18 protein-coding genes are annotated in these 24,678 nt (G+C 71.6%); 13 read left to right on the top strand and 5 right to left on the bottom strand.

Annotated elements, in window-relative coordinates:
• Positions 1–32 precede the first annotated feature (32 nt).
• The 6 genes from RM479_RS11735 to guaA all read left to right on the top strand — a co-directional run bounded on the left by RM479_RS11735 (position 33) and on the right by guaA (position 10,803).
• Positions 33–1,034: a hypothetical protein gene (locus tag RM479_RS11735; RefSeq protein WP_311511741.1), complete on the top strand. Its 1,002-nt coding sequence runs from the start codon at positions 33–35 to the stop codon at positions 1,032–1,034.
• A gap of 202 nt (positions 1,035–1,236) precedes the next feature.
• Entirely contained in the window at positions 1,237–2,781 is a 1,545-nt protein-coding gene (locus RM479_RS11740) for a 3' terminal RNA ribose 2'-O-methyltransferase Hen1 (RefSeq protein WP_311511742.1), read from the top strand.
• The gene (locus RM479_RS11745) at positions 2,778–5,372 is read left to right on the top strand and encodes a polynucleotide kinase-phosphatase (RefSeq protein ID WP_311511743.1); all 2,595 of its coding nucleotides are present in this window, start codon (positions 2,778–2,780) and stop codon (positions 5,370–5,372) included. The genes RM479_RS11740 and RM479_RS11745 overlap by 4 nt, the downstream gene beginning before the upstream one ends.
• A gap of 167 nt (positions 5,373–5,539) precedes the next feature.
• Entirely contained in the window at positions 5,540–7,972 is a 2,433-nt protein-coding gene (locus RM479_RS11750; protein ID WP_311511744.1) for an endonuclease/exonuclease/phosphatase family protein, read from the top strand.
• 143 nt (positions 7,973–8,115) lie between these two features.
• Positions 8,116–9,129: a UDP-glucose 4-epimerase GalE gene (gene galE / locus RM479_RS11755; RefSeq protein ID WP_311511745.1), complete on the top strand. Its 1,014-nt coding sequence runs from the start codon at positions 8,116–8,118 to the stop codon at positions 9,127–9,129.
• 90 nt (positions 9,130–9,219) lie between these two features.
• Entirely contained in the window at positions 9,220–10,803 is a 1,584-nt protein-coding gene (gene guaA, locus RM479_RS11760) for a glutamine-hydrolyzing GMP synthase (RefSeq protein ID WP_311511746.1), read from the top strand.
• A gap of 74 nt (positions 10,804–10,877) precedes the next feature.
• Here the strand turns inward: guaA and RM479_RS11765 are convergent, their stop codons facing one another.
• Positions 10,878–12,800, bottom strand: a complete 1,923-nt coding sequence (locus RM479_RS11765) for a serine/threonine-protein kinase (protein WP_311511747.1) — start codon at positions 12,798–12,800, stop codon at positions 10,878–10,880.
• A gap of 264 nt (positions 12,801–13,064) precedes the next feature.
• On the opposite strand from RM479_RS11765, the gene RM479_RS11770 reads away from it, so the two are divergent.
• From RM479_RS11770 to RM479_RS11790, 5 genes are all read left to right on the top strand, one after another.
• Positions 13,065–14,048, top strand: a complete 984-nt coding sequence (locus RM479_RS11770) for a 4-(cytidine 5'-diphospho)-2-C-methyl-D-erythritol kinase (protein ID WP_311511748.1) — start codon at positions 13,065–13,067, stop codon at positions 14,046–14,048.
• Positions 14,049–14,130: 82 nt separating this feature from the next.
• Positions 14,131–14,841 carry a thiamine pyrophosphate-dependent enzyme gene (locus RM479_RS11775; RefSeq protein WP_311511749.1) on the top strand — a complete coding sequence of 237 codons (711 nt, stop codon included), beginning with the start codon at positions 14,131–14,133 and terminating at the stop codon, positions 14,839–14,841.
• A 109-nt stretch (positions 14,842–14,950) separates the two neighbouring features.
• Positions 14,951–15,847: a transketolase family protein gene (locus RM479_RS11780; RefSeq protein ID WP_311511837.1), complete on the top strand. Its 897-nt coding sequence runs from the start codon at positions 14,951–14,953 to the stop codon at positions 15,845–15,847.
• Positions 15,848–16,018: 171 nt separating this feature from the next.
• Positions 16,019–17,794 carry an ABC-F family ATP-binding cassette domain-containing protein gene (locus RM479_RS11785; protein ID WP_311511750.1) on the top strand — a complete coding sequence of 592 codons (1,776 nt, stop codon included), beginning with the start codon at positions 16,019–16,021 and terminating at the stop codon, positions 17,792–17,794.
• A 79-nt stretch (positions 17,795–17,873) separates the two neighbouring features.
• Positions 17,874–18,113, top strand: a complete 240-nt coding sequence (locus tag RM479_RS11790; RefSeq protein ID WP_311511751.1) for a hypothetical protein — start codon at positions 17,874–17,876, stop codon at positions 18,111–18,113.
• Positions 18,114–18,189: 76 nt separating this feature from the next.
• On the opposite strand, the gene RM479_RS11795 is transcribed toward RM479_RS11790, so the two are convergent.
• From RM479_RS11795 to RM479_RS11810, 4 genes are all read right to left on the bottom strand, one after another.
• Positions 18,190–19,203 carry a GDSL-type esterase/lipase family protein gene (locus tag RM479_RS11795; protein ID WP_311511752.1) on the bottom strand — a complete coding sequence of 338 codons (1,014 nt, stop codon included), beginning with the start codon at positions 19,201–19,203 and terminating at the stop codon, positions 18,190–18,192.
• Between the two features lie 83 nt (positions 19,204–19,286).
• Positions 19,287–19,790, bottom strand: a complete 504-nt coding sequence (locus RM479_RS11800) for a MarR family winged helix-turn-helix transcriptional regulator (protein ID WP_274808177.1) — start codon at positions 19,788–19,790, stop codon at positions 19,287–19,289.
• Between the two features lie 89 nt (positions 19,791–19,879).
• Positions 19,880–20,530, bottom strand: a complete 651-nt coding sequence (locus RM479_RS11805; protein WP_311511753.1) for a TetR/AcrR family transcriptional regulator — start codon at positions 20,528–20,530, stop codon at positions 19,880–19,882.
• Between the two features lie 14 nt (positions 20,531–20,544).
• A complete protein-coding gene (locus RM479_RS11810) occupies positions 20,545–21,525 on the bottom strand; it encodes an acyl-CoA desaturase (RefSeq protein ID WP_311511754.1) in 981 nt (326 codons plus the stop codon).
• A 529-nt stretch (positions 21,526–22,054) separates the two neighbouring features.
• Here RM479_RS11810 and glmU point away from each other — a divergent pair.
• Positions 22,055–23,530, top strand: coding sequence for a bifunctional UDP-N-acetylglucosamine diphosphorylase/glucosamine-1-phosphate N-acetyltransferase GlmU (glmU, locus tag RM479_RS11815; protein ID WP_311511755.1), 1,476 nt, complete (start codon positions 22,055–22,057; stop codon positions 23,528–23,530).
• Between the two features lie 20 nt (positions 23,531–23,550).
• The gene (locus RM479_RS11820) at positions 23,551–24,519 is read left to right on the top strand and encodes a ribose-phosphate diphosphokinase (RefSeq protein WP_311511756.1); all 969 of its coding nucleotides are present in this window, start codon (positions 23,551–23,553) and stop codon (positions 24,517–24,519) included.
• The last annotated feature ends 159 nt before the right edge of the window (positions 24,520–24,678 follow it).

The raw sequence follows: 24,678 nt of genomic DNA on the forward strand, positions 1-24,678 counted from the left end.
GCCGGCGCGGCGGGAACGCTACCCTCGGCGACATGTGGCGATGGAATCCCGGCGACCCGAGAGCGACCTCCGGAGTCCCGATCGACAGTCTCCTGACCTCCGCCTCCCTGGGCACCGACCCCATGCTCCGGGCGGCGGCCGAGGCGATCGCCGAGGGTGACCTCGCCGACGCGCTGCCCCTGCTCGCCGAGACCCGCGACGACCCCGAGGCGCGGGTGGCGACCGTCGAGGTGCTCGGCCGGGCCGCCGCCGACCGGGTCGACGAACTGGGCGACCTCATGGACACCGCCGACCGCGCCGACGTCCTCCTGTGGCTCGGCAACGCCCTGCTCACCGGGGCCCTGCGCGCCCACGGCGGGACCGCCGAGCACAAGGCCGCCGAGGCCGGACTCGACGACGCCCGCCGCCTCCTGAAGGCCGCCGCCGAACTGCGCCCCGACGACGCCGCCCCCTGGACCGCGTTGCAGACCGTCGCGATGGGCGCGGGCGCGGACCGGGAGACCAAGGACCTGCTGTGGACGGAGATCCACCGGCGCGCCCCGCACCTGTTCGCCGCCCACATGGGCCGGGTGCGGATCCTGTCCCCGGCGCGCGGCGGCAGCGAGGAGGAGATGTTCGCCTTCGCCGGCGCCGCCGCCGACACCGCGCCCGAGGGCGATCCGCTGCCCGCCGTACTGGCGCTGGCGCACGCCGAGTTCCTGCGCGCCGAGTACAAACGTCTCACCGCGGAGGGCACCATGGCCTTCATCGCGGGCCGGACCCTGGGTCGGCTGCACGGGGAGGCCGTGACCGAGCTGTTCGACCTCGCCCGGGGCTGGGCCGAACGCGCCACCCCGCACCCGCGCGACGTCCAGGCGCACCACCTCTTCGGGTGGGCCTTCCACCGGGCCGGACTCGCCGACGCCGCGCGCTGGCACCTGACCGCGGTCGGCAACCTGTACTGCGACGTGCCCTGGGCCTTCTTCGGGGACCCCCGCCGCCAGGTCGCCCGGGCCATGGAGGAGCTGGGCGTTCGACCGGGCGGAACCGGGTAGGGGTACCGGGGCGCGGACGGTCACCACGGGGGACGGTGGGGACATGACCCGCACATCACCGTGTGGCGCGGAGTCACGTCACCACTCGTGGCGCCCGGATCACCGCCCGCGACGAGGAGAAGCGCTCATCGGAGCGGCGCGCGGGGTGAAACGGGAGGAAAAGACTTGGCCAACGTGCCGGCCCACAGGTCACAATGCACGGGTGCTACTGACGATCACCACCACCGCGACCCCGGAGGCCCCGGCCACCGACCTCGGCTTCCTGTTGCAGAAACACCCCGACAGGGCGCAGAGCTTCGAGCAGTCCTTCGGGACCGCCCACGTGTTCTACCCCGAGGCGACCGAGGAACGGTGCACGGCGGCCCTGCTCCTGGAGGTCGACCCCCAGGCGCTGCTCCGGACGCGCACCTCCGTCAGCACACCCGACTTCGCCCTGGCCCAGTACGTCAACGACCGCCCCTTCGCCACCTCCTCGCTGTTCACGGTCGCGCTGGGCCGGGTGTTCCGTTCCGCGCTCAAGGGCGACTGCCGGGCCCGGCCGGAACTGGTCACCACGCCCCTGCCCCTCGAACTGCGCCTGCCCGCCGTCCCGTGCCGGGCCGGCGCCGACAGGGCCCGCGCCCTGTTCGAACCGCTCGGCTGGCGGGTGACCGCCGAACCCGTGCCGCTCGACCCCGGTCTGCCCGACTGGGGCGACTCCCACTACCTGTCGCTCACCCTCACCGGTGAGCAGGTGCTGTCGGAGGCGCTGAGCCACCTCTACGTCCTGCTGCCCGCCATGGACGGCGACAAGCACTACTGGGTGGACCGCACCGAGATCGACAAGCTCCTGCGCGCCGGCGGTCTGCGCGTCACCGACCCCGAGGCCGAGACCACCGAGGAGGTCCCCGACGCGGAGGCCGGGTCCCGATGGCTGGCCCGTCACCCCGAACGCGCCTGGATCACCCGCCGCTACCTCAACCGGCGCGCCACCTACGTGCGCACCGCCCTGGCGCGGCTGGCCGAGGCCGACGACGTCGCCGAGGACGAGGGCGTCGACGACCCGAGCCTGGAGGAGGCCCCCGTGGTCACCCCCGAGGGGGAGGAGCGCCCGCCGTCCCTGGCCGAACAGCGCGCCGGGGCGGTCCTGGCGGTCCTGCGCGCGGAGGGCGTCTCCAGCGTGCTCGACCTGGGCTGCGGCTCCGGGGCGCTGCTGACGAAACTGGTCGCCGACCCCACCCTGGAGCGCGTCACCGGCGTGGACGTCGACACCGTCTCCCTCCAGATGGCGCACCGCCGGACCTGCCGGGGCTGCGCCCCCGGTGACAGGCGGCACCGGAACCTGTTCGCCGACGCCGAGGGGACGAGGGAAAAGGGCGACCGGCCGCCCCGACCCGAACTGCTCGTCGGTTCGGCCGTGTACCGGGACGCCCGGTTCGCCGGACACGACGCCATCGTGCTGATGGAGGTCGTCGAGCACCTCGACCCGGCGCGGCTGCCCGCCCTGGAGGAGACCGTGTTCGCCTCCGCGCGGCCCCGGATCGTCGTGGTCACCACGCCCAACGCCGAGTACAACGTCCACTACGAGGGCCTGGCCGACGGCGCCTTCCGCCACGCGGACCACCGCTTCGAGTGGAACCGCGCGGAGTTCACCCTGTGGGCGGACGGCGTCGCCGAACGCAACGGCTACACCGTCCGCCACCTGCCGGTGGGTCCGCAGGACCCGACCACCGGTTCCCCGACCCAGATGGGAGTGTTCACACGATGAGCACCGAGGAGACCGCTCCGGACACCGCACCGCGGGTCCTCGGCGTGCCCGCCATGGGACTCGTCGTGCTGGTCGGCGTGTCCGGCGCGGGCAAGTCCACGTTCGCGGCCCGGCACTTCAAACCCACCGAGGTCATCTCCTCCGACTACTGCCGGGGCCTGGTCAGCGACGACGAGAACGACCAGAGCGCCAGCTCCGACGCCTTCTCCCTGCTGCACACCATCGTCGACATCCGGTTGCGCCGCGGCCTGCTCGCTGTCGTGGACGCCACCAACGTGCAGCCCAGGGCCCGCGCCGAACTCCTGGCCATCGCCAAGGCCAACGACGTGCTGTCCACCGCGATCGTCCTCGACGTCCCCGAGGCGTTGGCCCGGGAGCGCAACCGGGTCCGCCCCGACCGGGACTTCGGCGACCATGTCATCGCCCGCCAGCGCCGCGACCTGCGCCAGGGCGTCAAGCGCCTGCGCAAGGAGGGGTTCCGCAAGATCCACACCCTCAAGGGCGTGGAGGAGATCGACGCCGCGCTCATCGAGCGCGAGCGCGCCTGGCCCGACAAGCGCGAGCTCACCGGCCCCTTCGACGTCATCGGTGACATCCACGGCTGCCGGGAGGAACTGGAGGAACTGCTCGCCGCCTTGGGCTACGAGTTCACCCGGGACGGACTGGGACGCGCCGTCGGCGCCCGCCACCCCGAAGGGCGCACCGTCGTGTTCGTCGGCGACCTCGTGGACCGGGGCCCCGACACCCCCGGCGTGTTGCGGCTGGCCATGGGCATGGTCCGCGACGGCGACGCCCTGTGCGTGCCCGGCAACCACGAGAACAAGCTGATCCGGGCGCTCAGGGGTGTCAAGGTCACGCCCACCCACGGACTCGCCGAGTCCCTGGAGCAGCTGGGCCGGGAGACCGAGGAGTTCCGCAAGGAGGTCCTCGACTTCTGCGAAGGCCTGGTCAGCCACCTCATCCTCGACGAGGGACGACTCGTGGTCGCCCACGCCGGACTCAAGGAGGCCTACCACGGCCGGGCCTCCGGGCGGGTGCGCTCCTTCGCGCTGTACGGGGACACCACCGGGGAGACCGACGAGTACGGGCTGCCGGTGCGCCTGCCCTGGGCCCGCGACTACCGGGGCAAGGCCGCCGTCGTGTACGGGCACACCCCCGTGCTCAAGGCCGAGTGGGTCAACAACACCCTGTGCCTGGACACCGGTTGCGTGTTCGGCGGACGGCTCACCGCGCTGCGCTACCCCGAACGCGAGATCGTCGACGTCGCCGCCCGCGAGACCTGGTACGAGCCGTCCCGACCGCTGGGAGGCGAGACCTCCGACGGCCCGACGGAGCGCTCCGACGCGGTCGTGGACATCACCGACGTCGGCTTCGGCGACCACGGCTCCGGACAGTTCGTGGAGACGGAGCACGGGGCCGTGCGGACCAACGGGGCGAGCGCCCTGGGCGCCCTGGAGGTGATGAGCCGGTTCGCGGTCGACCCCCGATGGCTGCTGTACCTGCCGCCGACCATGGCCCCGGCGCCCACCAGCGCCGAGGCCGGGTACCTGGAGCACCCCGCCGAGGCGTTCGCCTGGTACCGGGGCGCCGGCATCGGGCAGGTCGTGTGCGAGGAGAAGCACATGGGCTCGCGCGCCGTCGCCGTGCTGTGCCGTGACGCCGAGGCCGCCGAACGCCGGTTCGTGCCCGGGGAGTTCGGCACCGTGTACACGCGCACCGGCCGACCGTTCTTCAACGACCCGGTGCTCCAGGCCGAGGTGATCGACCGGCTGCGCGCCGCCGTCACCGAGGCCGGACTGTGGGACCGCCTCGGTACCGACTGGATCGCGCTGGACGGGGAGATGCTGCCGTGGTCGGCCAAGGCCCGTGAACTCATCCGTGCCCAGTACGCCTCCGTGGGCGCGGCGGCCCGCGCCTCCCTGCCCGCCGCCGGCGCCGCCCTGGCCGCAGCCGCCGCGCGCGGCCTGGACGTGGGCCGACTGGTGGAGAAGGTCGAGCGCAGCACGGTGCGGATGGAGGAGTTCAGCCGGGTGTACCGGCGCTACTCCTGGGACACCGACGGGATCGCCGGCCTGCGGTTCGCGCCGTTCATGGTGCTCGCCACCGAAGGGCGCGAGTACACCGACGCCGACCACCTGTGGCACATGGCCATCGCCGAACGGCTCGCCGAGGCCGACCCGCTGGTGCGCGTCACCCGCTACCTCGTGGTGGACACCACCGACCCCTCCGCCTGCGTCTCCGCCGCCTCCTGGTGGAAGGACATGGTGGACGCCGGCGGTGAGGGCATGGTCGTCAAGCCGCTCCAGGGCGCCCGCGCCGAGGGCGGCAAGGGGCTGACCCAGCCCGGTCTCAAGGTGCGCGGCCCCGAGTACCTGAGGATCATCTACGGCCCGGACTACACCGACCCGGACCGGCTGGAGGTCCTCAAGGACCGCGGCCTGGGCCGCAAGACCGGCCTGGCCATGCGCGAGCACAAGCTGGGACTGGAGGCCCTGGCCCGGCACGCCCGCCGCGAACCGCTCTGGCGGGTGCACGAGCCGGTGTTCGCGGTCCTGGCGCTGGAGACGGAGCCGGTCGACCCGCGTCTCTGAGACGGGTGCGATTGGGCTGATCGCACGAAGGGAGGACGGAGCGGCACTGGGCGGATCGCACCAACCCGGTGCCGCTTCGCCTTGTTTTCACGTTCTCTCTTTCGACCGGACACGGACAGGCGTCATGATGTCCCCGCCCCCTTACTCCCCAGTACCCCGGAGAGAACGTGTCCCCCGATCGACCACGGCGCATGCTCGCGCCGACGTCCGCCGCGGCAGCGGTGATCCTGGCCGCGGCTTTGGGAGCGGCCCCGACCGCCCTCGCCGACGCCACCACCCCGGTGATCGCCGAGGTCTACGGCGGCGGTGGCAACAGCGGCGCCGTACTGCGCCACGACTTCGTCGAGCTGGGCAACCCCACCGGGGCCGCGCTCGGCCTCGACGGATGGAGCGTCCAGTACCTGCCCGCCTCCCCGGGCGCGAACACCCGTGCCCAGGTCACGCCGCTGTCCGGGGAGATCCCCGCCGACGGCCGCTACCTGATCCGCCAGGCCGCCGGTGCCGGGGGAGAGGTCGACCTGCCCACCCCCGACGCCGTGGGCTCGGCCAACATGGCCGCCACCTCGGGCACGGTCCTGCTCGTCTCCGGCACCGCGCCGGTCGAGTGCCGCACCGCCGCCGCCTGCGCCGAGGACGAGACGATCATCGACGTGGTCGGCTACGGCAGCGCCGTCATCCGCGAGGGCGCGCCCGCCCCGGCGCTGACCAACACCACCGCCGCCGCCCGCGATGACTCCCTCACCGACACCGACGACAACGCCGCCGACTTCCGCGCCGGTGAGCCCACTCCCGTGAACGCGGCGGGGGAGGGCCTCGGCGAGGGGCCGGAAGACCCCGGGGGTCCCGAAGAGCCCGGTGAACTGCGCATCCACGACGTCCAAGGCGTCACCCGCACCTCCCCGTACGCCGGGGACACCGTGACCGGGGTGCCCGGCGTGGTCACCGCGATCAACGCCTTCGGCAGCGCGCGCGGCTTCTGGTTCCAGGACCCCGAGGGCGACGACGACCCCCGCACCAGCGAGGGCCTGTTCGTGTTCACCGGTTCCACCACACCCGCCCTGGCCGTGGGCGACGAGGTCCTGGTCTCCGGCCGGGTGAACGAGTACCGGCCCGGCTCCGGCACGCAGACCATCACCCAGCTCGACCAGGCCGTGTGGACGACCCTGTCCACCGGCAACCCGGTCCCGGAGTCGGTCACGCTGGAGGCGGGCGTCATCCCCGCCACGTACGCCCCCGACCACGGCGGCGACATCTCCGACCTCGAACTGCTCCCCGACACGTACGCCCTGGACTTCTGGGCCGCCCACGAGCACATGATGGTCCGGATCGAGGACGCCCCCGTCATCGCCCCCACCGACCCCTACTCCGCCTTCTGGGTCACGGTGGAGCCGGACCACAACCGCACCGCCAACGGCGGCGTGGTCTACGGTTCCTACGACGACCCCAACGCGGGCCGGGTCAAGATCGAATCGCTGCTGGACCGCGACGTCCGACCGTTCCCCCGGGTCAACGTGGGCGACACGCTCGCCGGGGTCACCGAGGGCCCGGTGTACTACAGCCGGTTCGGCGGCTACCTCGTCCGCGCCACCGCCCTGGGCGAGCACGTGCCCGGCGACCTGGAGCGCACCCCCGTCCGCGACACCGCCCGGTACGAGGTCTCCATCGCCACCTACAACGTCGAGAACCTCGGCGGACAGGACGACCAGGCCAAGTACGACGCGCTGGCCACGGGGATCGTCGAGTACCTCGGCGGGCCGGACATCATCGGACTGGAGGAGATCCAGGACGACAACGGGGCCGTGGACGACGGCACCGTCGACGCCGGGGTCACCCTGGACCGGCTGGTGGCGGCGGTCGAGGCGCAGGGCGGGCCCGCCTACGAGTGGCGGCAGATCAGCCCCGAGGACAAGCAGGACGGCGGCGTCCCCGGCGGCAACATCCGCAACGCCTTCCTCTTCGACCCCGCGCGCGTGCGGTTCGTGGACCGCCCGGGCGGCGACGCCACCACGGCCGTCGAGGTCGTCCAGGGGGCCCGCGGTCCCGAGCTGTCGGTGTCCCCGGGACGCATCGCCCCGAAGGACCCGGCGTGGGAGTCCAGCCGCAAGCCGCTGGTCGGTCACTTCCGCGCGCTCAACCGCGACATCTACGTGGTGACCAACCACTTCAACTCCAAGGGCGGCGACCAGGCGCTGCACGGGGTCGCGCAGCCGCCGAACCGCACCAGCGAGACGCAGCGCAACGCCCAGGCGGAGCTCGTCGCGGACTTCTCCGAGGAACTGCTGGCCGCGGACCCGAACGCGAACCTGGTGGTCATGGGCGACCTGAACGACTTCCAGTTCTCCCGCACCCTGGAGATCCTCGCCGGGGACGGACCGCTCCACAACCCGATGACCGACCTGCCCGCCGGCGAACGCCACAACTACGTGTTCGACGGCAACTCCCAGGCCTTGGACCACATCCTGGTCAACCAGGCCCTGGCCGGCCGGGTCGACTACGAGGTCGTGCGGATCAACTCCGAGTTCCACGACCAGGTCAGCGACCACGACCCGCAGGTGCTGTGGCTGGACACCCGCCGCTCCACCCCGCCGGGCCGGTACTGACCGACCCCGCACCACCACGCCCGGCCGGAACGGACCCGTTCCGGCCGGGCGCCGTCGTGTCCGTGACCTCCGGCCCCCGGGTGAACCTATCCTGGTGGACACCCGTCGCGCGGCGGGTGCTCCTCTCACCAGGGAAAGCGAAGATGAACGTACTGCTCACCGGCGGAGCCGGGTACATCGGTTCGCACACCGCGGTCGAACTCCTCCAGGCCGGACACCGGGTCGTCGTCCTGGACAACCTGGTCAACAGTCACGCCGAATCGCTGCGCCGGGTCGAGCGGATCACGGGACGGGCCCCCGTCCTGGAGCGCGGTGACTGCGCCGACCGGGCCACCGTCGCCCGGGTCCTGGCCGATCACGACATCGACGCCGTCGTGCACACGGCCGGTCTCAAGGCCGTCGGCGAGTCCGTCGCCCAGCCCCTGCGCTACTACCGCAACAACCTCGACGCCCTGCTCTCCCTCGTCGAGGTCATGGACGAGCACGACGTCCGCGACCTGGTGTTCAGCTCCTCCGCGACGGTCTACGGCGACCCCGAGACGGTGCCCATCCCCGAGGACGCACCGCTGAGCGCCACCAACCCCTACGGCGCCACCAAGCTCTTCGCCGAGCGGATCCTGGGCGACCTGGCCGCCGCCGACCCGCGCTGGCGGATCATCTCCCTGCGCTACTTCAACCCCATCGGGGCCCACTCCAGCGGTCTCATCGGCGAGGACCCGCAGGGGGTGCCCAACAACCTGCTCCCCTACATCGCGCAGGTCGCCGCGGGCCGCCGTGAGTTCCTCCAGGTCTTCGGTGACGACTACGACACCTCCGACGGCACCGGCGTCCGCGACTACCTGCACGTGGTCGACCTGGCCCGCGGCCACCTGGCCGCCCTGGACCACCTGGCCGACGCCCCCGGTCACCGGGTCTACAACCTCGGCAGCGGCAAGGGGTACTCGGTCCTGGAGTGCCTGCGCGCGTTCGAGCGGGTCGTGGGCCGCCCCCTCCCGCACACGGTGGTGGAGCGCCGCGCCGGGGACATCGCCGTCTGCTACGCCGATCCCGCCGCCGCCGCCCGTGACCTGGGCTGGAAGGCCGACCGCGACCTCGACGAGGCCTGCGCCGACACCTGGCGCTGGCAGTCCGCCAACCCGAGCGGATTCGCCGGCTGAGCGCGACCGCACACCCACCGAGGATCAGCCGGGCACGCCCAACGCCCTAGACTGGGCGTATCCCTGAACTCCTGCGGAAGGTCCTCCGTCGTGTCCGTTGGTGCTGACAGCACGTTCGACACCGTTCTCGTCGTGGACTTCGGCGCGCAGTACGCGCAGCTGATCGCCCGACGGGTGCGCGAAGCTCACGTGCACAGCGAGATCGTGCCCTCGACCATGCCGGTGGAGGAGATGCTCGCCAAGAAGCCGAAAGCGATCATCCTCTCCGGCGGCCCCTCGTCGGTGTACGCCGAAGGGGCCCCCAACGTCGGGGCCGAGCTGTTCGAGACCGGGGTCCCGACCTTCGGCATCTGCTACGGCTTCCAGGCGATGACCCGGGCCCTGGGCGGGACGGTCGACAGGACCGACCTCAGCGAGTTCGGCCGCACCGAGCTGAACGTCGTCGCCGAGGACTCCATGCTGTTCGCCGGGCTGCCCACCGAACAGCTGGTCTGGATGTCCCACGGCGACTCGGTGATCGAGGCCCCGAAGGGCTTCCGTGCCGTCGCCACCACCACGGGCGCCCCGGTCGCCGCGTTCGAGGACACCGACCGCCGCCTCTTCGGCGTGCAGTTCCACCCCGAGGTCCTGCACAGCGAGCACGGCCAGGAGGTGCTGCGCCGCTTCCTGTACGAGGGGGCCGGCTGCCGGCCCACCTGGACGATGGTCAACATCGTCGACGAGCAGGTCGGCCGCGTCCGCGAGCAGATCGGCGACAAGCGCGCCATCTGCGGCCTGAGCGGCGGCGTCGACTCCGCGGTGGCGGGCGCCCTGGTGCAGCGCGCCGTCGGCGACCAGCTGACCTGTGTGTTCGTCGACCACGGTCTGCTGCGCAAGGGCGAGGCCGAACAGGTCGAGAAGGACTTCGTCGCGATCACCGGCGCCAAGCTCAAGGTCGTCGACGCCGAGGAGCGCTTCCTGACCGCGCTGTCCGGGGTCACCGACCCCGAGGAGAAGCGCAAGATCATCGGCCGGGAGTTCATCCGCGTCTTCGAGCAGGCGGCCCGCGAGGTCGTCGCCGAGAGCGGCGAGAACGGCAGCGAGGTCGAGTTCCTGGTCCAGGGCACCCTGTACCCGGACGTGGTGGAGTCCGGCGGGGGCACCGGCACCGCCAACATCAAGTCCCACCACAACGTGGGCGGTCTGCCCGACGACCTTCGGTTCACCCTGGTGGAGCCGCTGCGCGAGCTGTTCAAGGACGAGGTCCGCAAGGTCGGCGAGGAGCTGGGCCTGCCCCCGGAGATGGTGTGGCGTCAGCCGTTCCCCGGACCGGGCCTGGGCATCCGCATCATCGGCGAGGTCACCCGCGAGCGTCTGGACGTCCTGCGCGAGGCCGACGCCATCGCCCGTGAGGAGCTCTCCCGCGCCGGGCTGGACCGCGAGATCTGGCAGTGCCCGGTGGTGCTGCTGGCCGACGTCCGCTCCGTGGGCGTCCAGGGCGACGGCCGCACCTACGGTCACCCCGTGGTGCTGCGCCCGGTCAGCAGCGAGGACGCCATGACCGCCGACTGGTCGAGGGTGCCCTACGACGTGCTCGCCAAGATCTCCAACCGGATCACCAACGAGGTCCGCGAGATCAACCGGGTGACGCTCGACGTCACCAGCAAGCCCCCGGGCACCATCGAGTGGGAGTAGCCCGACGGCCCTCCCCGCCCACGTGAGAGGGGGCCCGGCGCGCACGCGCCGGGCCCCCTTCCGCGTACACGGGGTCAGTCGGTGAACTCCTCCGCCAGGAGGACCTCGGTGGGCGCCACGTCCGGAGAGTGCCGGAGCAGGAGCGCCTGGGGGCGCGCCGTCTCGGAGATGGTGAACACCATCGTTCCGGAGACGGCGGTCTCCGGGGCGACGGTGGGGCCCCACAGGGGCTCGCCCTCCTCGATCCGGCTGGGCCGCGAGGCCGTGACGGGCAGGCTCTCCCCGGTGACCAGTGCCTGGTCGGTGTAGTCCAGGGCGAACGCCTGATCGCCGAGGTTGCTCATCCGCACGTCGAACACGCAGTACTGGCCGCCGGACTCCACCCGGGTCTCCCGCGTGGGGATCTCCGAGAGACCGCACTCCATGTCGAGGATCTCGAAGTGGACCCGGCCGTCGAGCGAGGTGGCCGCCATCACTCCCGAGCCGACGCCCGGCTCCGGAGCGCCGTCGTCCGTCGCGTCGTCCTCGTCATCGTCCTCGGGCGCTGGGGCCCCGGTCGAGGGGGTCCCGGCCTGCGGGCCGTCGGTACCGCCGGCATCGTTCCGGTCGGTCAGGTTGGACACCACGTAGAGCAGGAGCAGCAGCGCGACGATCAGGGCCACGGCGGACACCGCGGCGATGATGAGGATCCCGCGCCGGTTCGCCGGGGTGGTGGGCCGGTGCGGGGGCGGGGGCACCGGCGGCACGTAGGGCTGGGGTCCCGGGCGCGACGCCTGCTGGTCGGCGGGCGGCACGACCGGGATCGCCCCCGTGGAGGCCGGGTGCTGGGCCTGCTGCGGCCCTCCGGGCACCCCCGCCCGGGGCCGGCCCACCGGTGGTCCCTGCGGCGGGTGCCCGGCGCCCGGATGCCCCGGCGGCGCGGACTGCTGCTGACGCACGAAGGTGCCGCTCTGATGAGCGGGGTTCATCTGGGGTGCGGGCGCCTGGGGCGGACCGGCCGCGGGCGGTGCCTGGTAGGCCCCGGGGGCCGGGTGGCGCATGCCCGTCATGGTCTGGTGGCCGCCCTGCGGCGGGTGCGGCATCTGCGGGACGGGCGGGGGCAGGTTGGGCCGCCACGACTGGTGCAGCGCGTGGGACACCATGTCGTTGGGGTTGGAGGTGTCCTCGCCGCCCGCCAGTTCCAAGAGCAGGTCCTGGGCGGTGGGGCGGCGGTTCGGGTCCTTGTCCAGGGCGCGCAGCACGAGCCGGTCCAAGGGGCTGACGAGGTTGCCGATCTGGGGTTCGGCGAACAGCACCCGCTTGCCCAGCGTCATGGCGTCGCCGTTGCCGAAGGGGTGGGTGCCGTTGCCGGCGAAGGCCACCAGACAGCCCCAGGCGAAGATGTCCGCCTTGGTGGTGACCTGCTCCTCCAACAGCTGCTCCGGCGCCATCCACCCGGGACTGCCCATGACGATGCCCGTCTGGGTGTGGTTGGTGGCGGTGTTCATCGCGCGGGCGATGCCGAAGTCGATCACGCGCGGACCCGACAGCGACAACAGCACGTTGGCGGGTTTGAGGTCGCGGTGGACCAGGCCGGTGCGGTGGATCGCGGCCAGCGCGGCGGCCACCCCCAGCGCGAACCCGTGCAGGGTGGAGGAGTCCAGCGGACCGTTCTGGGAGATGTGCTCGGCCAGGGCGGTACCGGCGATGTACTCGGTCACCATGTACGGACGGTTCTCGAACGTTCCGTGGTCGAGGACCTTGGCGGTGCAGAAGGAGGCGACCTTGCGGGCGTTCTCCATCTCGTCGCGGAACCGCGCCCGGGTCGCCTCGTCGAAGGCGAGCTCGGGACGGATGACCTTGATCGCTACCTGGTGGTTCCGCTCCGGCAGACCACCGAGGTAGACGGTGCCCATGCCGCCACTACCCAGCTTCCCGGACAGCACATAGGGACCGATGGTGGCCGGATCCCCGGCGCCCAGCGGTTCCAGGTTCTTCGGGAGCCCATCCGACGGCAAGTGACCCTCCCCGACGGTGTCCAAACTCCGCCTTGCCCCAAGGTAGCGGCGTTTGTGCCCTGATTCCCACTCACGGACCGGATCGGGCCGTTCACAGGAGGGGCGGTGACTGACATGACAATGGTGACGATCCCCGAATCCCGCCCTTGGTTCCCGTTTCCCGCCGAACATCGTGTTCCGGTCGACGGGAGGGGGTGAACACGGAGGTTCCCCCGCGGGGGTACGTGTTCACGCAAGGTGGGGGTCCTTTACGATTGGGGACTCGTGACAGCTGATACCACCGTAACCGTGCGGGTTCCCGCGAAGGTCAACCTCCAGTTGGCGGTGGGGCCCGGACGTGAGGACGGGTTCCACGACCTCGTCAACGTTTTCCACGCCGTCTCACTGTTCGATGAGGTTACCGTCCAGGAGGCGCGACCGCGCAGCGGGCGACCCGACGGTAGCACCTCGCCGGGGGAGGGCCCCCTCCTCGCCGGGCTGACCGCGAACGGTCACTCCGTCTCCCACCTGTCGCGTGTGCCCCTGGACTCGTCGAACCTGGCGGCCGGCGCGGCCGAGCTCCTGGGCGGGGAGACGGGTCTGGGCCGTCCGGTGCGGATCCACCTGGAGAAGCGCATCCCCGTCGCGGGCGGGATGGCCGGCGGCAGCGCCGACGCGGCGGCCGCCCTGGTGGCCTGTGATCGGCTGTGGGGGACCGATCTGCCCCGGGAGACGTTGCTCCGGCTGGCCGCCGAACTCGGCAGTGACGTGGCCTTTCCCCTGCTGGGCGGGACCGCGGTGGGCCGAGGCCGGGGTGAGATCCTGGAACCGATGGACAGCCCCGGCCGATACCGCTGGGTGTTCGCGCTGTCCCCGCACGGGTTGTCCACGGGGGCGGTGTTCGGGGAGTACGACCGGCTGCGGCCGGACGCGCCCGCGCCGGAGCTGAGCACCGCGCTGAGCCGGGCGCTGGCCGCGGCGGACCCGGTGGCCCTGGGGCGGGCGCTGACCAACGATCTCCAGGAGGCGGCGCTGTCGTTGCTGCCGGAACTGGAGCGCACGCTCGCGACGGGCGCGGCGGCCGGCGCCCTGGGCGCCCTGGTCTCCGGGTCCGGTCCGACCTGCGCCTTCCTGGTCGGCGGTGGTGCCGAGGAGGCGTCGGTGGTGGCCGAGCGCGAGGCCGCGGTGGTGGCGTCGCTGGAGGCGAGCGGGTTGTGCGAGCAGATCGTGCGGGCCGAGGGGGACGTCCCCGGAGTCGTCTTCATGTGACGTAAATCACCCCCGCTTCCCCGGGTGGGATCCCCGGCGTCCGTATTGACCTTAACCATGGTTGAGGTCGAAGACTGGGGCCATGCCGACGACAGCCGCTCTCACGCGATACGCCGACCTGCCGGCCCTCATAGGACTCATGGAGGGCGACGAGAAGCACAGTGTGGCCGCCCACTCCACGCTGGACGTGCTCTGGGTGCTCTACGACCGCGTTCTCGCCGTCGCCCCGGAGACCGCCGACGATCCGACCCGGGACCGCTTCCTGCTGTCCAAGGGACACGGCCCCGCCGCCTTCTACGCCGTCCTCGCGGCCAAGGGCTTCCTCGACGTGTCCGCCCTGCGCGGGTGGACCACCTTCGAGTCCCGGCTGGGCCACCACCCCGACCGGGTGCTCGTCCCCGGAGCCGAGATCGGCAGCGGATCCCTGGGCCACGGACTGCCCCTGGCCCTGGGCACCGCGCTGGGACTGCGCGCCCAGGGCCTGCGCCGCCCCGACGGGGCCGAACCGCGCACGGTGGTGCTCATCGGCGACGGCGAACTCGACGAGGGCAGCAACCACGAGGCGATCGCCGCCGCCGGACGCCTCGGAGTGGGATCCCTCACCACCGTGGTCATCGACAACGGATCCGCCCTGCACGGTTGGCCGGGCGGGATCGCCCGCCGCTTCGAGACGGAGGGCTGGGCCACCCGCGAGGTCCACGGCCGCGACCACGACGCGCTCCACGAGGCGTTCACCCGGCCCTGGGGAGCCCGGCCGCTCGCCGTCGTCGCCCGCGTCCGTCCCACCGCCTGATGCCGCCACAGACCCGAGAGGGAGCACGACCATGATCCGCACCACGGCGGGGAGCACCGTCAACGGGATCCCCATCCGGCCACGGCCGCCCGAACCCGGTCCGAGCGGAATGCGGGAGACCTTCGGCGCCGTCGTCTCCGAGGAGATGGAACGCGACCCCCGCGTGGCCGTCGTCCTCGCCGTCATCTCGTCCGGGATGTTCCGCCGGGCCGCCGCCCGCCACCCCGGCAAGGTCATCGACCTCGGTATCCGGGAACAGGCGATGATCGGCGTCGCCGGCGGGCTGGCCCTCACCGGGCTGCGGCCGGTGGTGCACAGCTACGCCCCGTTCCTCGTGGAACGGCCCTTCGAGCAGGTCAAGCTCGACCTGGGCCACCAGGAGGCGGGTGCGGTCCTGGTGGGCATCGGCGGCTCCTACGACGCCTCGGAGGAGGGCCGCACCCACCAGGCGCCCGGGGACGTCGCCCTGCTCGACACCCTGCCCGGATGGACGATCCACGTGCCCGGCCACGCCGACGAGGTGCGCGACGCCCTGCGCGACGCGCTGCCCGGGGACGACCGGGTGTACCTGCGCCTCTCGGGCACCGCGAACCGGACGCCGATGCCCCTCACCAAGGAACTGACGGTGGTGCGCTCCGGCTCACCCCGCTCCGCCGGGGTGGTGGTCGCCGTCGGGCCCATGCTCGACCGCACCCTGGAGGCCACCGCCGACCTCGACGTCACCGTCGCCTACACCGCCACCGTGCGGCCCTTCGACCGTGCCGGGTTGAACACCCTGGTCGCGGCGGCCGGCAACGCCGACGTGATGCTGGTCGAGCCCTACCTGGGCGGCACCTCCGCGCACGAGGTCGCCGAGGCGTTGTCCGACCGCCGGCACCGGCAGCTCGGCCTGGGCGTGGCCCGGGAACTGGAGCTGCGGGCCTACGGCACACCGGCCGATCACGCTCGGGCGCACGGGCTGGACGCCGAGGGGATCGCCCGGTCCGCGAGGGACTTCTTCCTGTAGGTCCGTGTCCGGAGCACCCCTCGATGTCCGGTGGGGGCGAAGGACTGATATCCAGGGACACGGATCAGCCCGGGGCCTTGCGTGGTGCGGCCCCGGGCCCGCCCGTTCCGGGCGCCCCCTTCCACCCGGGACCGTCCAGGGCACCCGGCGACACCCGGGACAATGGAGACGATGACGAATCTGGTCAACCTTCAGGACGTGTCCCTGGCCTACGGGCCCCTCGTGCTCCTCGACTCCGTGTCCCTCGGGGTCGACGAGGGCGAGCGCATCGGTGTGGTCGGCCGCAACGGCGGCGGAAAGTCCACGCTGATCTCCGTGCTGGCCGGGGCCCTGCCCCCCGATTCCGGTCGCGTGGTGCACAACCGCGGTCTGCGCGTGGGTTTCCTGCACCAGCGGGACGACTTCCCCGACAGCACCGTCGGGGCCTTCGTGCTGGGGGAGCGGGCCGAACACGAATGGGCCGGCGATGCCCGGCTCCGCGACATCCTGCGCGGCCTGCTCGGCGGCTGGGACCTGGACGCCCCCATGTCGGGGCTGTCCGGAGGCGAGCGCCGACGTTCCGGTCTGGCCCGCCTGCTGGTCGGCGACCACGACCTCATCGTCCTCGACGAGCCCACCAACCACCTCGACATCGAGGGCATCCACTGGCTCGCGGAACACCTGCGCGGTCGTGCCGAGTCCCTCGTGGTCGTCACCCACGACCGCTGGTTCCTGGACGCCGTCACCACCCGCACCTGGGAGGTCGGGCGCGGCGCCGTCGAGCGCTACGAGGGCGGGTACGCCGCCTACGTGCTGGCCAAGGCCGAACGCGAACGCCAGGCCGCCGTCTCCGAGGAGCGCCGCCAGAACCTCATGCGCAAGGAACTGGCCTGGCTGCGCCGGGGCGCGCCCGCGCGCACCTCCAAGCCCAAGTTCCGCATCGAGGCGGCCAACCGGCTCATCGAGAACGAGCCGCCGGCGCGCGACGCCGTCGAACTCGTGCGGTTCGCCAGCTCCCGCCTCGGCAAGAGCGTCATCGACCTCAAGAACGTGACGGCGACCGTCCCCGGCCGGACCCTGCTCGACCACCTCACCTGGCAGCTCGGCCCGGGCGACCGGGTCGGCCTGGTCGGGGTCAACGGCGCCGGCAAGTCGACGCTGCTCAAGATCCTCGCCGAGGAACGGGCGCCCGACGGGGGCAACGTCCGCACCGGGCGCACCGTCAAGCTCGCCCACCTGTCGCAGAACGTCGTCGAACTCGACCCCGAGGCCCGGCCGCTCCAGGCCGTGATGGACGTGCGCGAGCACGTGACCATCGGCAAGCGCGACTACACCGCCAGCCAGATGCTGGAGCGCTTCGGGTTCCGCGGCGAACGCCAGTGGACCCCGATCGGCGACCTGTCCGGCGGTGAGCGCCGACGCCTCCAGCTCCTGCGGCTGCTCATGGACGAGCCCAACGTCCTGCTGCTCGACGAGCCCACCAACGACCTGGACATCGAGACCCTCACCGAGCTGGAGGACCTGCTCGACGGCTGGCCCGGCTCCATGGTGCTGGTCTCCCACGACCGCTACTTCCTGGAGCGGGTCACCGACAGGGTGCTGGCGCTCATGGGCGACGGGAGCCTGGCGTTCCTGCCCGGAGGCGTGGACGAGTACCTGGAACGGCGCGCGGGCGCCCTGGGCGAGGTCGCCGTGCCCACGCTGGGCGGAGAGCGTGCCGAGCCGGAGCCCGAGGCCCCCGCGGTGTCGGCGGCCGACCGCCGCGCGGCGCAGAAGGACATGCAGCGCATCGAGCGGCGCATGGACCGGATCGGCGTCCGGGAGGCCGAGCTGCACGAGCTCATGGCCTCCGCCGGGGACGACTACACCCGGCTCGCCGAACTGGACGCCGAGGCCAAGGCCCTGGCCGCGGAACGCGATCAGCTGGAGGAGGCCTGGCTCGAACAGGCCGAGACCGTCGGCGACTGACGGTGCCCGAAGGTCCCGTTCCGAGAAGAATCCCCGGGGGTCGGTGTGTTCGGGGGCCGGGACGGTTACCGTGGGCAGCATGGTCATGTGGGCTTCGGACAACCGGGCGGGGAAGGTGCGGGAGGGGTTGACCCTGCTGCTGTCCCAAGGGCTGATCGACGATTTCGAGATCCGCCCGGACGACGACCTGCCCTACCGGGTCACCATGCCGGTGGGGATCATCTCCCTGACCGAGCACCAGGCGGCGCACTTCCTGCTGGGCGCGGTCACCGCCCGCTTCGGACCCCTCGCCCGCGACCGCGGCCCCGGAACCCCCTGACCGTCGACGGACACGGCGAGGGCGCCGGGGCCGTGGGGCTCCGGCGCCCTCGGTGGGGACGGGGTGGGGGGAGGGGTCAGCGGACCAGGCCGGCGAACTCCTCGGCGATGACCGTCGCGCCCGCCTTGTTCGTGTGGATGTCCGGACCCAGGTCCGCGTTGCACATCCACGTGAAGTCGCAGATCGCCTTGAGGTTCGTGGGCATGGTGCCGTCGGCCGGCACGTCGAAGTCGGTGGAGTCGAACGCCGCCTCCACGTCCGCCACGTCGATGTCCTCGGCGGCGTAGGCCGACCGCAGGGACTCGTTCATCGTCTCCAGGACGTCGGTGGCGTATCCCGCGAAGGTCGCGTCGAAGGGGATGTCCCCCTCGACCTCGCCCAGGCGCGGACCCTCGTCGGCCGAGGCGGACTCGGCGGGCTCGTCCGAACCCTCCTCCCCCTCTTCTTCGGCGTCCTCGTCCGTCTCGGGTTCGAGCAGCATCGCGGCCAGGAACGGGTTGTAGTAGGTCATCGCGATGATCTGGGTGTCCGGACCGGCCGCGGCGCGCAGGCGGGAGGCGATGACGGGGATCTCCGTCTCGATGCGCTCCAACCCGTCGTCGACGCACTCGGTGTCGACCACGGGCCGGTCGCCGCCGGCCGCGCCGTCGATGCCCCGCACGCAGCGGGTGAAGTTGTTGCCGCCGATGGTCAGCGTGACCAGGTCGACCCGGCCCGCGTGCTCGGAGAGGAACCCCTCGGCGACCTCGATCTGCGAGCGGCCCTCGTAGAGGTCGCCACAGTGGGGGATCCCGCCTTCGAGGAACGTGGTGGTGTCCTCGCCACCGCAGCCGCCTCGTTCGTGGCGCAGGGTGGAGTCCGCGTCGTACAGGGTGCGGTACAGGATGTCGGTGTACCCGTCCGGGGTCTCCCCGGGACCGTTCTCGCCCGGTTGCACACCCACCGTCAGCGAGTCGCCCAGGGAGAGGTAGTGGCGCTCCTCGGCCCCGGCCGGCCCACCATCGTCGCCGCCCGCGCAGCCGGTCGTCGCCACGGCGGTCGCGGCGGCCGCGATCAGGGCGACGTACCGGACGTTCCACCGGATTCTCACAGTCGTTCTCCAACCAAGTGAAGCAAGGGATGCGCGCCCGGAGACGGACCCGGTGAGAGGACGGGTACCGCCGGGTAACAGACTTACCGACCGGAAGGTTCGGTGTCGAGGGGGGCCAAGAGGCATCTCAGTAACGATGCCAGGTGCTCGCGGTCCTCGGGGGGCATCGGGGTGAGGATCGTCTCCTCGTACCGCAGCAGCGACTCCAGCGCCGCGTCGATGCGCTCGGCGCCCTGGTCGGTCAGGCGCACCAGCACGCCGCGCTTGTCCGCCGGGTCGGGGCGGCGGCGGACCAGGCCGGCGGCGGCCAGCCGGTCGACACGGTTGGTCATGGTCCCGGAGGTGACCAGGGTGGCGCGCAGCAGCCGACCGGGGCTCAGTTCGTAGGGCGGGCCCGAACGGCGCAGTTCGGCCAGTACGTCGAACTCCCAGGGTTCCAGGGAGTGCTCGGTGAACACCGTGCGCCGGGCCCGGTCCAGGTGTCGGGCGAGCCGGGACACACGACTGAGCACCTCCAGTGGCGTCACGTCCACGTCCGGGCGTTCGGAGCGCCACGCCTCGATCAGCCCATCCACCTCATCGCGCATGGACCCAGCATATCTCTTGACATCAAGATAGTGGGGCGGGTATGCGACGCACACCCGCCCCACGAGAGATTCCGTGCCTCGGAGCGCGCTCAGCGGCTCCGCTTGGTCCGCAGCCTCGGCTTGGCCTCCAGACTCGACAGGCCGTTCCACGCCAGGTTGACCAGGTGCGCCGCCACCACCTCGCGCTTGGGCCTGCGCACCTCCAGCCACCACTGTCCGGTCAGCGCCCACATGCCCACCAGGGCCTGGGCGTACATCGGGGCGAGCGCGGGGTCGTAGCCCCGCTCGGCGAACTCGTCCACCATGATGTACTCGACCTGGCTGGCGATGTCGTTGATCAGACTCGCGAAACTCCCCGTGCCGGAGGCCACGTGCGAGTCACGGGTGAGCACCCGGAACCCGACCGTGTTCTCTTCCACATAACGCAGCAGGGCCAGAGCCGCCTTCTCGATCTTGTTGCGCGCGCTGTCGGCGTCGAGAGCCTCCGAGACCATCCCCACCAGGGTGCGCATCTCCTGGTCGACGACGATCGCGTACAGACCCTCCTTGCCACCGAAGTGCTCGTACACCACGGGCTTCGACACACCCGCGCGCGCGGCGATCTCCTCCACGGAGGTCGCGTCGAACCCGCGTTCGGCGAACAGTGCCCGACCGATCTCCAGCAACTGTCGCCGACGCTCCTCGCCCGTCATGCGCTTACGGCGCACACGGACCCTCTGCTCGCTGTCGGCTGCTCCCATTATGGTTCGGAATCCTAGACGCTGACCCGCTTGGCGGCGAGCCGTTCGTTGTCGGGCCAGCGCACCTTGGTCGCCCAGCCGAACTTCTCGAAGACCCAGATGACGCGGGCGGAGATGTCGATCTGACCCTTGAACACACCGTGCCGGGCGCAGGTCGGGTCGGCGTGGTGCAGGTTGTGCCAGGACTCGCCGAACGAGGGGATGGCCAGCCACCACACGTTGCGGGAGCGGTCGCGCACCTCGAAGTTCTCCTCGCCGATGGTGTGGCAGATGGAGTTGATCGACCAGGTGACGTGGTGCAGCACGGCCACGCGGACCAGGCTCGCCCAGAAGAACGCGGTGAGCGCGCCCCACCAGGACATGGTGACCAGACCACCGATGAGGGCGGGGGCGCCCAGGGAGAAGAGCACGATCGGCAGGAACAGCTTGTCGACCAGGACGATGTCCTTGTCCTTCAGCAGGTCCGGGGCGAACCGGCGCGGAGAGGTCTTCTTGTCGTCCAGGTACATCCACGCCATGTGCGCGTAGTAGAGGCCCTTGGCGACGGACTTCCAGTCGTCGCCGAACCGCCACGGCGAGTGCGGGTCGCCCTCGGCGTCGGAGTACTTGTGGTGGCGGCGGTGGTCGGCGACCCACTTGATGACGCTGCCCTCGATGGCCATCGAGCCGGCGACCGCCATCGCGATCTTGAGCGGGCGGTTGGCCCGGAAGGAGCCGTGGGTGAAGTACCGGTGGAACCCGACCGTGATGCCGAGGCCGCTGATCACGTAGAAGACGCCGGCGATGGCGATGTCGAGCAGGCTCAGGCCCCAGCCCCAGAAGAACGGCACGGTGGCCAGCAGGGCGATGAGCGGGATGAACACGAAGGCGAACACCGTGAAGCGTTCGGCGCGCCCTCGCAGTTCCGGCTCGTACTCGGGGATGGGAGTGCGCTTGGAAGCGCCCTCCGATGTCGTGGCCGACCCATCGGTGGGCAGCTCGGGAGCGGCGGTCATGGTGGTCCCTACCTCGTCGTCAACGGCAACGTCGTCGGTGGCCAGGACCGCGTGACACGGAACACGGGGATCCGTCGCGATGACCCGACCTATACCTACGTAACCGTAACCTACGAACCCGTAGGTTTGGCAAGGGCCGTGCAGAAGGCGCTATCTTGGTGACCGTCACGCAGTCGCGGCGCATCCGCGCCCGACGTGTTCCCGGATGATGTAATCGGCAGCATGTGGGGTTTTGGTCCCCATCGTCCAGGTTCGAGCCCTGGTCCGGGAGCCGATGGTCACGGCCCGCGATCCCCCGGAGCGGCGTACATCACAGCCCTACCCGGAAACCGGGTCCGTACGCGGGGAGCGATCGCACGCCTCTCCCGGGACGGCCATGGCCACCGCTGCGGGCCTGTGACGCGGATGTATCCTTCCCATGTCGGCCGCACGACGGTGCCGGCCGCGCTCGGCATGCGGGTCGCCCCGCCGGAACGCCGACCGCGAGAACGTCTTCTTCTTAGCCAGCTATCACGAGGGGTCTCCTCCAGTGAGCGTGAACCGCCCGGCTGCCGTCATCGTCCTCGCCGCAGGCGAGGGCACCCGGATGAAGTCCCGGCTCCCCAAGATGCTCCACGAGATCGGCGGTCGCAGTCTGGTCGGCCACGTGCTGGCCGCCGCCCGCGAACTCGATCCGCTGCACACCGTCGTGGTCCTCGGGCACGCTCGTGACCGCGTCGGCGCACACCTGGAGGAGATCGCCCCCGAGGCCCTCACCACGGTCCAGGAGGAGCAGAAGGGCACCGGCCACGCGGTGCGCATCGCCCTGGAGGACCTGGCCGGCCGGGGCATCGAGCCCACCGGTACGGTCGTGCTCACCTGTGGCGACACCCCGCTCCTGCGCGGTTCCACGCTCGCCGACCTGGTCTCCTTCCACGAGAAGGAGGGCAACGCCGTCACGGTGCTGTCGGCCCGCGTCCCCGACCCCCACGGCTACGGACGCATCGTCCGCGGGGCCGACGGCGACTTCACCGCCATCGTCGAGCACGCCGACGCCACCCCCGAGCAGCTCGACGTCGACGAGATCAACTCTGGCATGTACGCCTTCGACGGCGCCCTGCTGGCCTCCGTCGTCCAGCGCCTGAACAGCGACAACGCCAAGGGCGAGGAGTACATCACCGACGTGGTGGGCCTCCTGCGCGGTGACGGCCACAAGGTCGGCGCCCGGATCGCCCGGGACGCCGACGAGGTCCAGGGCGTCAACAACCGCGTCCACCTCGCCGAGGCCCGCCGGCTCCTCAACGACCGCGTCCTGAACGAGCACATGCTCGCCGGCGTCACGGTCGTGGACCCCGCCACGACCTGGATCGACGTTCAGGTGCGCGTCGGCCGCGACACCCTCATCGAGCCGGGGAGCCGCCTGCGCGGCGCCACCGTCATCGGTGAGGACGCCGTCGTCGGCCCCGGCGCGGACCTGACGGACACCCTCGTGGGCGACGGCGCCACGGTCCGCCACACCACCGCGGACCGGGCCGAGATCGGGCCCGAGGCCGCCGTCGGTCCCTACACCTACCTCCGGCCGGGCACCCGCCTGGCCGACCGGAGCAAGGCCGGTGCGTTCGTCGAGATCAAGAACGCGAACGTCGGCACCGGCTCCAAGATCCCGCATCTGACCTACGTCGGCGACGCCGACATCGGCGTCGGCAGCAACATCGGCTGCTCGTCGGTGTTCGTCAACTACGACGGGGTCCACAAGTCCCGGAGCGTCATCGGCGACCACGTGCGCATCGGCAGCGACAACACCATCGTCGCGCCGGTCACCGTGGGCGACGGGGCCTACTCCGGGGCCGGGAGCGTGATCCGGGACGACGTCCCGCCCGGCGCGCTGGCCGTGTCCGAAGGACACCGGCAGCGCAACGTGGAGGGGTGGACCGTGCGCAAGCGCTCGGGCACCGCCTCGGCGGAGGCGGCGGAGAGGGCCCTTTCGGCCGAAGACGCCGAGCGGCACAGAGCCGGCGACCAGTAGTGACTGTGGGGGAGAAACGCGTGACCGGGATGAAGGCCACCGGCCAGAAGAACCTGATGTTGTTCTCGGGGCGTACGCACCCGAGCCTGGCCGAGGAGGTCGCGAAGGAACTGGGGATCGATGTGGTCCCCACCCGGTTCGACACCTTCGCCAACGGTGAGATCTTCATCCGTTACCTGGAGTCGGTCCGCGGGTCCGACGCCTTCGTCATCCAGGCGCACTCCGACCCGATCAACGAGTCGATCATGGAGCAGTTGATCATGGTGGACGCGCTCAAGCGCGCCTCCGCCAAACGGATCACCGTGGTCACCCCGTTCTTCGGGTACGCGCGCCAGGACAAGAAGCACCGTGGCCGCGAGCCCATCTCGGCCCGCCTGATGACCGACCTGTTCCGCACCGCCGGCGCCGACCGCATGATGGCCGTCGACCTGCACACGGACCAGATCCAGGGCTTCTTCGACGGGCCGGTGGACCACCTGTTCGCGCTGCCGATCCTGGCGGACCACATCGCGAACCGGGTCGACCGCTCCGAGATCACCGTGGTCTCCCCCGACGCCGGTCGGGTGCGCACCGCCGACCGCTGGGCCGACCGGCTGGGCGCCCCGCTGGCGATCATCCACAAGCGCCGCGACCCGGACGTGGCCAACCAGGTCCGGGTCCACGAGGTCGTCGGTACGGTCAAGGACCGGGTGTGCGTGCTGGTGGACGACATGATCGACACCGGCGGCACCATCGTGAAGGCCGCCGAGGCCCTCTTCGAGCAGGGTGCCAAGCAGGTCCTGGTGGCCGCCACGCACGGTGTGCTGTCCGGCCCCGCCGCCGAGCGCCTCCAGAACTCGCCCATCTCCGAGGTGGTCATCACCAACTCGCTGCCGGTGCCCGAGTCGCGGTCCTTCGAGAAGCTCACGCAGTTGTCGATCGCGCCCCTCGTGGCGCGCGCGATCAGCGAGGTCTTCACCGACGGTTCGGTGACGAGCCTGTTCGAGTAGGACCTCGCGCGGGTGGGGGATCCGGGCGGATCCCCCACCCGCGCGTCCGTTCCCCCCGGCGACACACCGGTCCCGGTCGTTGTGCTGTCGGTGACGGAACGTCGGTGGGGTGTGTTCGGAGTCGTCGGCGGAGCCAGTAGACTTGGCCGAGTGTCCCCG

It is taken from the genome of Nocardiopsis lambiniae (assembly GCF_031845465.1).
GTDB lineage: Bacteria > Actinomycetota > Actinomycetes > Streptosporangiales > Streptosporangiaceae > Nocardiopsis > Nocardiopsis lambiniae.